This is a genomic window from Paenibacillus sp. PAMC21692 (genome assembly GCF_014303795.1).
Taxonomy (GTDB): Bacteria; Bacillota; Bacilli; order Paenibacillales; family Paenibacillaceae; genus Pristimantibacillus; species Pristimantibacillus agaridevorans.
Genome location: NZ_CP060293.1, coordinates 6,578,674 through 6,590,386, shown reverse-complemented (window position 1 = coordinate 6,590,386; position 11,713 = coordinate 6,578,674). Strand labels below are relative to the sequence as shown.

Annotated in this window: 6 protein-coding genes; all 6 read left to right on the top strand. The window is 46.0% G+C overall.

Annotated features, from left to right (window positions below; genetic code table 11):
* The first annotated feature begins 6 nt into the window (after positions 1–6).
* Positions 7–1,560 carry a response regulator transcription factor gene (locus H7F31_RS26815; protein WP_187101297.1) on the top strand — a complete coding sequence of 518 codons (1,554 nt, stop codon included), beginning with the start codon at positions 7–9 and terminating at the stop codon, positions 1,558–1,560.
* 106 nt (positions 1,561–1,666) lie between these two features.
* A complete protein-coding gene (locus tag H7F31_RS26810) occupies positions 1,667–3,031 on the top strand; it encodes an ABC transporter substrate-binding protein (RefSeq protein WP_187101296.1) in 1,365 nt (454 codons plus the stop codon).
* Between the two features lie 88 nt (positions 3,032–3,119).
* Positions 3,120–3,992, top strand: coding sequence for a carbohydrate ABC transporter permease (locus H7F31_RS26805; RefSeq protein ID WP_187101295.1), 873 nt, complete (start codon positions 3,120–3,122; stop codon positions 3,990–3,992).
* Positions 3,992–4,825, top strand: coding sequence for a carbohydrate ABC transporter permease (locus H7F31_RS26800; protein ID WP_187101294.1), 834 nt, complete (start codon positions 3,992–3,994; stop codon positions 4,823–4,825). Before H7F31_RS26805 ends, H7F31_RS26800 begins: the two co-directional genes overlap by 1 nt.
* A gap of 37 nt (positions 4,826–4,862) precedes the next feature.
* Positions 4,863–5,447 (top strand): discoidin domain-containing protein, encoded by a 585-nt coding sequence (locus H7F31_RS26795; RefSeq protein ID WP_187101293.1) that lies wholly within the window; start codon positions 4,863–4,865, stop codon positions 5,445–5,447.
* Entirely contained in the window at positions 5,401–11,568 is a 6,168-nt protein-coding gene (locus tag H7F31_RS26790; protein ID WP_315970526.1) for an S-layer homology domain-containing protein, read from the top strand. The genes H7F31_RS26795 and H7F31_RS26790 overlap by 47 nt, the downstream gene beginning before the upstream one ends.
* The last annotated feature ends 145 nt before the right edge of the window (positions 11,569–11,713 follow it).

Sequence of the window (11,713 nt, the reverse complement as noted above, 5' to 3'; positions counted from 1 at the left end):
AACACCATGAGAATCATGATTGTAGAAGACGAGGATATGCTGCGGAATCATCTGGCAGGACTTGACGAATGGGCGGATATGGGCTGTGAAATTGTAGGTACGGCACAAAACGGATTCGAGGCGTTGAGTCGGGTAGCGGAGTTGAAGCCGGAACTGATTATTACGGATATTAGAATGCCGGTTATGGATGGTATTGAATTTACAGAGAAGTTGAAGGAGAGAAACCTCAATCTTCCGGTTATTTTTTTGTCTGCCTACAATGATTTTATGTATGCGAAGCAGGCGTTTAAGCTTGGCGTAATCGATTTCATTACCAAACCGGTTCATATGGAAGAATTGTTTAGTGTGGTTGAAATGGTTATGCAGGATGCACGACATAACGATCAGGCGGATTCGCTGGAACAGGAGAATACCATTAATGTCATGCTGTCGGAGGAGATGAATCTTGATAGTAAAAGAGAATGGCTCGATCGGGAAGATCGAACTACTCGCAGACTTGTCGTTCTCTCTGTGGAAATCGATAATGTGGACTTATTGCATACGATGGGTAAGCCGCTATCGCAGCTTTCCTTGAGGGAGGTTATATCTTGTGCGGTTCGGAAATATCCTTATCTCTTTTGGACTTACATGGACCATCGCGGGCTGTTTGTCCTATTGTTCGAACCGTTGGACGGGGAGTGGGAATTAATCGGAGATAGCATGAAGATTGCGAAGGAAGTATTGGAAGCGTCACGTCAGGCTTTCGAGTTCAGCGTATCTATCGGGATCAGCAGTCTGCTGCCGTCGCTTCTTCAGCTTCCGCAAGGGTGGGAAGAGGTGCGGAAATGTTTTGATTATCGCATGTTGCTGGGGAAACAATCCATTATCTCTTACAGCGCAATTGCTTCGCTGAGCAATGACACAATGGATTGGGATCAGGAGCGGCTGGCTGGCCTTGAAGAACTGATTCGGCGAGCTGACAAGAACGCGATTGCACCTCAAATGCGTGAAGTCTATAGAGAACTGCTGTCCAAACAATTAAACAAAGCATTCATTCAGCATTACATGATGGAAATTATTAGCCGTGCAGAGAAGGTGCTAGGCGAGTTATCGGTTAAGGAGCATTATCCGGACTTTAACAGTATCCGCATGAAGCTCCTTGCATTCGATGTTTTGGCTGATCTCATGAAGTTTTTGGAATCCTTCCTGCTTGAGGTGACGGAGTTGATCAGAGCCTCAGGTCAAGATAACGGCAGCATCGTCATTCGCAAGATGAAGCAGTATATCGCAGATCATTATACGGACGAGATTTCTCTCAATACATTGGCGGATCATTTGCATTTGAATCCCTCGTATCTCAGTCGGCTAATCAGGCGAGTAACCGGCCAAACCTTCAGCGACGTTCTATGGAGTTACAGAATCGATAGAGCCAAAATAAAATTGTTAGCCGGTGATGTCAAGATGAGCGAGGTGGCATACAGTACAGGATTTAAAGATGCAGCGCACTTTAGCCATCTGTTCAAAAAGACAGTGGGCGTCAGTCCCAAAGAGTATCGGATGTCCGGAATAAATAAGGAGTAAAAAAATAGTTGGTCATATACACGAAAATTCAAGTCATCTGTACGCAATGAAAACCTCAGCCTCCAAATCTATAATGAGAACAGACACATAAAGGAGGTTTCATAGAATGGTTAAACAAAAAAGGCTGCTCATTTCGCTGATGCTGATTGTTGCAGTGATTATGGCAGGATGTTCGAGTAACAACAATAACGGTTCTGGCAATGCAAAGGAAACAAGTCAAGCTACGAGTAATGCCGAGCCTACGGCAAAAGTCACTGAGGGAAGCGATGAAGCATTTACGATTCGACTTGGCGGATGGTTCATTGATGATCGCACGTTTATGCAAGAATTCAAAGCAAACGTCGAAAAGAAGTACAAAGAAAAATATCCAAACGCGACAATTCAATGGGATATCTTGCTGGGTGCTACCTACTTCGATCGTTTGAAAGCTGAGTTGGCTTCCAATACGGCTCCGGATGTATTCTTTCATCAGAATACAGTTAATCAATATGCAGAAGTTGATTATTTAGTAGATTTATCGGATCAAGCGTGGGTCAGCCAGTTATCCCCTGGAACAAGACCGGCGACTACGGTTAACGGAAAAATATTTGGGGGTACTTTAGGTCTCAATGGTGGAGGAGTATGGTACAACAAACAGATTTTTAATGATCTTGGACTGGCTGCTCCTGCAACATATGCTGAATTTCTGGCCCTTTGCGAACAAATTAAAGCGGCGGACAAGACGCCAATCGTACTCGGTTTTAAGGATACGTGGACAGTCGGGTTGTTTATGTCCAATTTCTTCTCAAGTGTATTGAACGGTATTGATCCTACTTTCAACAAACAATTGTACGATGGTGAAAAGAGTCTGGAAGGGGAAGAAATTCAAGCTATCTTGAACAAAGTGCAGAACTTGACGGAAAAAGGTTATTTCAACAAAACGGCGCTTAGCATCGACTGGCCGCAATCGTCCGATGAATTTACTAGCGGCAATGCCGCGATGATCGTACAGGGAGCGTGGTTGCCAGGCGCGGCAGAGGAGAATTTCACGAAAAAAGGTCATTCCAGGTTTGATATCGGATACTTTGAATTCCCTGACGACAATGGATTTTACAGCATTAACTTATCTCCAAGCGAGACTTTATCGCTTAATGCAAAGTCCAAGCTGCAACAACAAGGCAAGGATCTCATCGCTGTCATTATGAATGAAGATATTTTGGGTCCGTATAGCGTAGGTAATGGATCATTGCCACCTCTGGAAGGTATGAACGTAACCTATTCGAATACGGCGATGAACGAATTTCTAGCAGCAGTTAACAAGGGGAAAACAATGTACGGATTTGAGGCCTTTATTAGTTCTTCTGCAGAAACCTCTTTAATTGAGACCATGACCAAGATCGTGTCGGGCGCTAAATATAGCCCTGCTGATTTGAAGGATGCTCAAACCAAACATGAGAAGGACAAAGCAACACGCGTCTTGCCTCCAGAATAAATGACAATTACATTCGGGGATAACCTTCACACGCTATAAGTGGGGGGTTATCCCTTATCTATAAGGTTAGAAGGGAAGTGCCACGCATTTGGAAAGAAAATGGATAAGGACGGCCGCTTTGTTTGTGCTTCCTGCTCTGCTGTTATTCATTACGTTTACCTATTATCCATTTATCCGAAGCCTCTATTACTCGTTTACAACATGGGATTCTATACGTAAGCCGGTATTTATCGGATTGGACAATTATACATTTCTTTTTGAAGATCGTAAGATGATTGCCGCCGCCATGAATACATTTAAGATGGCTTTGTTCGGTTTGTTCATTCAGAATCCGTTAGCGATCTGGATTGCAGTATTGCTTAATCGCAAGTTTGCGACCGGTTACTTCTTGCGAGCAGCTGTTTTTTTTCCGGTTATTATCAGCCTGGTTGTGTTATCGGTTGTGTGGAGCCAAATTCTTAGCTATGAAGGTACGTTGAACCTCGTGCTGAACCAGCTTGGCCTCAGTGGCTGGATCAGAGATTGGCTTGGCGAGACGAAAACGGTGTTTGTTACCATCATCTTGCTGACGCAATGGCAGGGGTTAGGGTATTGCGTGATCTTCTACCTTGCGGGATTGCAATCCATTCCGGCGGATCTTTATGAGGCTTCTCGTATAGATGGCGCAGGGGCAATCCAGCGATTTCTGAAAATCACCTTTCCACTGCTCATGCCGACGATTACGATTGTGACCTTTCTCATTATCGTCGGAGGACTCAAACTCTTTGATATTCCCTACATCTTAACTTCGGGAGGACCGGGAACCGCATCTTATACATTGGCGCTGGCTATCTATAATGCGGCCTTCAGAGAAAACAACGCTGGGTATTCCATTGCGGCAGGTGTCGTGCTCATGCTCATTATTATGGTCATTACTTTCATACAATTGCAGATTACGAGACGCAGGGAGGTAGAGATGTAATGGTCAGGAAACGCCGGAACCCCACAGATATTGCCATTGAAGTCGGCCTGTTCCTGTTCGCCTGCTTATTGTTATATCCCATTTACTTTTTATATGTAGGGAGCTTTAAGTCGCCGGCTATCTTCTACGATCCTTTCGCTTTTCCAAAAGAGTTATATTGGGGCAGCTTTGCGATTGTGTTTGAGAAGGTTAAGCTGCTTGACGGCTTCTTTAATACACTTGTCATCATGTCTTTCTCGCTCGTTAGCATTGTGGTCATATGTTCTATGGCGGGGTATGCCATCGCCAGGGTCAAGAATCGCTGGTTTCAAGCTATCTATTATTTATTCTTGTCCGGGATGATCGTACCCCTGCAGACGACAATGGTGACCATCTTCAAAATGGGAGTAAGCATTCAATTAATAGATACCCGCACCTTTATGGTACTGCTCTATGCCGCTGGCGCAATTCCGATCGCGACGTTTATTTATGTAGGTTTTATGAAGTCGATCCCTAAGGAAATCGAGGAATCGGCTTTCATTGACGGGTGTGGGCCATTGCAATCTTTTGCCCGTATCGTGCTGCCGCTGTTATTGCCTGCCACAGGGACGATCTTGATTACCAATGTGACGGCCATATATAACGACTTTATGGGGCCATTGCTGTATTTGAAGTCGGAGTCGAAGATGACGTTGATGCCGCAGATCGTACAATTTTATGCCAATAAACATTCGATGGACTATGGTCCAGTATTCGCTCTTTCTGCTTTGGCTGTATTACCGCTCATACTCCTGTTTATATTCACACAGAAATACATGATTAAAGGGCTTATTGTTGGTTCTTTGAAAGGTTGAGTTTTAATTGGCACAGCCATGGGAGGATGAACCAGTTATGTTAACGCTTACGGATGTTATTCAAGTAAGTTTTTTCAAACGATTGTTCATTTGGTTTCTTGGCGTCACCCTGCTGATGTCAACTGCACCGCTGGCTATTACATCTGCAGATGGTTCGAAACTATATGCGGAGGCTCCTCCAGGCTCCGTAATTGTATCGCAAGGGGCACCCGTTACCCCCTATAACGGTATGGTCATTCATGATGGCGTGCAAAGCAACCTGACCGATGGCGATCTGGGTACGCTCTCGGGAGCATCGACAGGATTTATAGACCTGTATCTGGATTTGGGACGAACAAAAACGTTGGACTACGTAGCCATCCATTACGCCCGGCATTGGAACAAAACAAATAAGGTGTATGTATCCGACGATGCCGCGAATTGGACGGAAGTGGTCTCCGGAGACGGCAGCATAGGCAAATATGAGTATTTGCAGAATACGGCGACAACCTCAATCACAGATCAAAATGTATTCGGAGCGTTGCTTCCAGCGAATACAAAGGGCCGTTATGTAAGAATCAGTGCGGACCAGGTTTATGTCAACATTTATGAAATTCAGGTCTATTCGAAGGATGCCGGATAACTCTAAGGAGAGTGAAATTCTTATGTTAAGTAACTTGCGAATGAATACCAGTACAAGTAAACAACGCATTTACATCTGCTTCCTTGCTGTCGCATTGTTCCTGTCAACTATACCCATGGGCAAAGCATCAGCAAATATAGCTAAATCGTACACAGAGGTACCTTCAGATTCGTCTCTTGTTTCACAAGGAGCCACGGTCACACCTTACAATGGAATGGTCATTAATGATGGCGTACAAAGCAACTTAACGGATGGAGATTTGGGCACGATGTCAGGAGGAGGGCCGGGATTTATAGATATGTATTTAGATCTCGGTCAGAAAAAAGAGTTGAATTATGTGAAGATCGACTTTAACCGGCATTGGAACAAAACAAACAAGGTCTATGTATCAGACGACGCCGTGACTTGGACGGAAGTGGTCTCCGGAGATGGCAGCATTGGCAAGTACGAATATTTGCAGAACAAGACAACTACCGTCATCACGGATCACAATGTATTCGGAGCGATGTTTCCGGCACATACAGAAGGTCGCTATGTCAGAATCAGTGCGGACCAGGATTATGTGAACATTAATGAAATCCAGGTGTATTCGCCGGGTGTTCCAGCGGCTGTAAATAAGGAGTATGCTGAACTGCCATCGGAGATGCATTTGATCTCGCATGGAGCACCGGTTACCCCCTACAACGGGATGGTTGTTCATGATGGCGTGCAGAGCAATCTAACGGATAGCGATCTGGACACTATATCAGGAGGAACGGAATTTATAGATCTGTACTTGGATCTTGGGCAGAAAAAAAAGTTGAACTATGTAGCCATCCATTTTGCCCGGCATTGGAACCATACAAACACGGTTTATGTATCGGATGATGCCACGAATTGGACGGAAGTAGTCACCGGAGACGGCAGCATAGGCAAATATGAGTATTTGCAAAATACGACGACAACCTCAATCACAGATCGCAATGTATTCGGAGCATTGCTTCCAGCGAATACAGAGGGACGTTACGTAAGAATCAGAGCGGAACAGGTTTACGTAAATATCAATGAAATCCAGTTGTATTCGATGGACGCTCCAGCGGCTGTTAGTAAGGAATACGTGGATGTACCGAGCGGGCTAACCTTAGTCTCACAAGGCAAACCTGTATTCGCATATGGCGATATGGTGTTTAACCCTGGTTCAGGTGAAAAAGAAAACTTAACGGATGGCAATTCAGGCACGATGGCGGGCGGCGGGTATCCCAATGGATCGGTTGACTTCTATATTGACTTGGGCCGGAGCTATCCATTAAATTACGTCAAAGCGAGTTTTAGCAGATTTTGGGATGGGGTCAACATCGTTTATATTTCAGACAATGCCCAGGATTGGACACCTGTTGTAGTTGGCGATGGCGGGATGAACAAGTATGAATATATCAAAAATACTACTTCTGGAAACGCTGCTGGATTCAATGAATTTGGAGCGCTTTTGCCGGAGGGATCGGAGGGGAGATACGTCCGCTTTGTTACGAAGGCTTGGGCAGACCTCTTTGAATTTCAAATCTATTCTTCATACAAGATTGAAGTGGAGCAGTTTAATATAACTGGCGGGGTCTCAATGGAAGTTCTCCCTGGCTTCTCGGTACAGATGAAAGCCGAGGCACAACCAAGCAATGCGACGAATCAGTCCGTAACGTGGAGTGTCGATCCGAAACCGGGATCTTCGGGAATGGCAGAAATCGATGCCGCTACAGGTTTCCTGACTGCGATTTCAGCAGGAATGGTCACCGTAACAGCCGAGGCATTGGATGGCTCGGGTGTTGTAGCAACCACAGATATCGTGATACGTGAGGCGATTGAGCAGTGGCGCAGCATGGAGCTGTCCTTGATGAGTTCGAAAACGTACAATGATCCCTTTGCAGATGTGGATGTCGTTGCAACTTTTACGGGACCGGGCGGCATTCAAATCACTCGCCCCGCATTTTGGGATGGGGGACGCATATGGAAGGTTAGATTTGCTCCTACTGTTACGGGAACATGGAGTATGACGGTAGCAGCTAATCCATCTGCCGATGACACTGGACTTAACAGGAGCGAGGCCCTATCTTTTAATGCTACCCCCTATTCCGGTCCATTAGATTTGTATAAGCGAGGTTTTCTGCAAGTCGGAGACAATGATCGCCACTTTAATTACAACGATGGAACTCCGTTTTTCTATCTTGGCGATACCCATTGGTTCATGCCTTCCGAGCGTTTTGAAGGATCGAACGTAGAAGGAATCGATTCGCAATTCAAATATGCGGTCGATCATCGTGTCAGTCAAGGATTTACAGTCTATCAATCCCAGCCGTTATATATGACCGGCAATTACCTCGATGTCTCCAAGGGGATAGGATCCGGGCATCTGGGGCGACTTCAGGATCTGGACCGGAAGTTTCAATATGTCGCGGATGCCGGACTTGTTCATGCGAATGCTGCTTTTACCTTCAGATCCATACTGAATGTAACCGATCCTGTATTACTCGAGAAACTAGGTAAATACTGGCAAGCAAGATTTGGAGCCTATCCCGTACTGTGGACGACTGCGCAGGAAGTGGATCCAGGCCATGAATTCAATGATTATTGGCATAGGATTGCAAAGGCCATCTATGATAATGACGCTTATCATCAGCCGTTAACCGCCCATATGGAGGGCGGCGATGCGGGGAATACAGGATGGGGAGACAAGGACTATCATTCTTGGTTTGCTGTGCAGCCATCCAATCTACAAAAAGATGGCTATCAAACCTTCTGGGAGTATAACGCAACAAAACCCTATGTTGCCTATGAAACAGGCTATGAATTTAATCGGATTACAACAGATGAAGCGCGTTCCACTCCGTACAGGGCCATCTCTAACGGGGCCTTCGGTTTTGGATATGGCGTACAAGGCGTCTGGGCCATCAATGATTCGACAGATAGTTGGTTCCCCTATGGTCCCTACTATCGCTGGTTTGATGGGTTAAATGCGGCGGGCGGCTCACAGATGACGCATTTCAAGAACTTCTATGAAAGCTTGCAGTGGTGGAAGCTAACGCCTGCTTTCCGGGATACGACCTATGCCGATTTCACGGGGAAAGATTTCTCCTATCTGTTGCATGATAGCAATAAAACGTATATCGCTTATTTCGCCGAGCCTAATACAGCAACGGGTACGCTTAAACAGATGGCGAGTACGGTGTACAAAGCGGAGTGGTACAACACAAGAACGGGCGAGTACACGTTGATATCGGAGCAGGTAACGCCGGTTAACGGGCAGTGGGCGATCCCGCCAAAGCCCGACAACTTGGACTGGGTACTCTTGGTCACATCAAGCCAATCGGCACTTGCGCCGAAGTTAGTTGTATCCAGTGCGAATCAATCCACAACGATTAATGTGCAGCATGGTACGCTGCAGTTGTTGGCTGCCGTAAATGTGGAGCATACAGCCGCATCGGTGGATTGGGAAGTGAGTAACGTGGATGGCTCTTCCACGGATGCGGCGACGATTGATCAAAATGGCTTATTGACTGCTTTGAAAAACGGAGTTGTCCGAGTGACGGCGACACAGAACGCTGATGGCCAACTGTCGGCTTTCAAAACGGTTATCATTACCAGGCAAGATAAGGTTGCCCCTCCAGCCAAAGCGCAAAGTCTGACCGTTATTGATGGCGGAAACGAATTCCTTGGCAATCAACAGATGCTGCCGGTATTTACTCCAAACAACACCTGGGATCAAAGAGTGGAATGGGCGGTCTTTGAGCAGGATGGCGTTACGCCTACAGACAAGGCGCTGATTAGTCCATTTGGCGTTCTTACGTTATTGAAGGAAGGCCATGTGAAAATTGTTGCGACTGCGCTGGATGGATCTGGTGTAACGGGTTCCTATGATTACAATATTCAGTTTACAATCGCGAATCCTTTATTTGTAGGAGCAACAGCAACAGCGTCGTCATCGGATTACGGCAATGATTATACCCCTGTAAAAGCGATTCTTAGCAAGCATGGATCTTTCGCGGGGTGGAGCTCTGATGCAGTGGGAGGAACCTCCTATAACAACCCACAGTGGTTGCAGGTTGAATTTGCCCAGCCTACGGTATTGAACCATATCGATGTCTATACAACGGAATCCTATTTCAAGATGAGGGATTTCGATGTTCAATATTGGAGGGACGGACAGTGGGTAAATCTTTATTCGGTAAAGGATAACACGAAATCGGTTATTAATATCATGTTCGCTGATATTATGACATCGAAAATTAGAGTAATCTGCTACGTAGGAGATATAGCTGGCATAACTCGTATTGACAGCATTGAGGTTTATCATGATGCTGTTTCACACGATGCAAGATTAAATGATATTACAGTAGATGGCAGCATAGTAGATGGATTCGCGATGGACTTGAAGGAGTACACGGTTGTATTGGATAAGGACGCGACGGAGGTTCCTGTTGTTGGGGCCACGGCAGCGGATGATCTTGCCGCGGTGTCGATCGAACAAGCTGCCACGATTCCCGGGACAGCGGTTATTACCGTAACAGCTGAGGATGGAACGACGACTGAACGTTATGAAGTCATCTTTACCACTGAGGAACCGGTAATTAGCTACACAGTGACTTATACAGCCGGGTTGCATGGCACGATTAGCGGAACTAGCGAGACTGTAACGGCTGGAGGCAAACCGGCTGCAGTGCCGACTGTGACAGCCGAAAGCGGCTATACGTTCATTGGATGGAGCAGCGACGGAGGCATAACCAAGTTATCGGCGGAGGCCTTAGCTGCCCAGGCGGTGACGGGCAATATCACGTATACGGCATATTACATGCAAAATAGCGGTACGATCATCACGCCGCCTGTTACATCTGTAGAGAATAATGGCATAAAAATCCTGGTTAACGGCAAGGCGGAAATTGCCGGAAAAGCAAAAACTGCCAAAGTGAATGGCCAAATGATCACAACGGTAACGGTCGATCAAAACCAACTGGAAGAGAAGCTCTCGGCGGAAGGAGAGCATCCGGTCATTCTGATTCCAATGACGATGAATTCCGACGTCGCTATCGTTGAGTTTAATGGGCAGATGGTTAAGAGCATGGAGCGCAAGGGAGCTATTATTGAAATTCAAACGAAGAATGGTAACTTTAAGCTGCCAGCTCTACAAATCAATATGGATTCCATATCGGAACAGCTAGGTGTTCATGCAGCTCTACAGGACTTTAGAGTCCAGATTGAAATCGGTATGCCGACTGCAGAAATGATTCGGATTTTCGAGAATGCGGCTGCTGACAATACGTTCACTATTGTGACCCCGCCGATCAACTTTACAGTGAGAGTCATCTACGGGGATATCCTAACCGAATTGTCGGAGTTTAATACGTACATCGAAAGAATGATCGCGATTCCAGTAGGCATAGATCCTAAGCAAATCACTACAGGCATAGTGGTTGATCCAGACGGCTCCATCCGTCACGTGCCGACGAAGATCGTTTATGCAGAGGGCAAATATTATGCGCAAGTGAACAGTTTGACGAACAGCACTTACGCGGTGATCTCAAACCCTGTTGCGTTTACGGATGTCGCAAATCACTGGGCCAAGGAAGCCGTAAATGATTTGGGTTCCAGAATGGTCATAAGCGGCATTGGCGACTACAACTTTAATCCCGATCAAGATATTACGCGTGCGGAGTTCGCAGCTATTATCGTTCGGGGGCTGGGACTGAAGCCAATGAGCGGCCCGGCTCCATTCTCGGATGTAAGGGAAAAGGATTGGTTCAGCCCTGTTATTAATACCGCTTACGCCTATAACCTGATCAACGGATACGAAGATGGCAGCTTCCGTCCATTGGACAAGATAACCCGTGAACAGGCAATGGCGATCATCGCTAAAGCGATGACCATCACTAGGCTGAAAGCGAAGCTTGAAGAGGTAGAAGCGGGACGACCGTTAGATTCCTTTACAGATTCGGGTGAGGCCTCGGTTTGGGCGAAGGAAGGTATTGCAGATAGTCTAAGGACGGGAATTATTACGGGGAGAAACGGTTCGGAGTTGGCTCCGAAAGCAAACATTACCAGGGCAGAGGTTGCGGTCATTGTTAAGCGATTACTTCAAAAGTCTGACTTGATTGAATAAGTTTCGTTCCCAAAGCCCTGACGTTTGTAGTCAGGGCTCTATCTGTAGGGGGCTTATTGGATATCTGTTTAGCTCCGTAGTTCATATATACAATAATTTAAGACATTCGGATATGATGTAATAATTTACCATTAAATGAAAATCG

Coding starts and splice junctions, on each gene's coding strand:
- H7F31_RS26815 (WP_187101297.1), top strand. CDS start 7: ATGAGAATCATGATTGTAGAAGACGAGGATATGCTGCGGAATCATCTG.
- H7F31_RS26810 (WP_187101296.1), top strand. CDS start 1,667: ATGGTTAAACAAAAAAGGCTGCTCATTTCGCTGATGCTGATTGTTGCA.
- H7F31_RS26800 (WP_187101294.1), top strand. CDS start 3,992: ATGGTCAGGAAACGCCGGAACCCCACAGATATTGCCATTGAAGTCGGC.
- H7F31_RS26795 (WP_187101293.1), top strand. CDS start 4,863: ATGTTAACGCTTACGGATGTTATTCAAGTAAGTTTTTTCAAACGATTG.
- H7F31_RS26790 (WP_315970526.1), top strand. CDS start 5,401: ATGTCAACATTTATGAAATTCAGGTCTATTCGAAGGATGCCGGATAAC.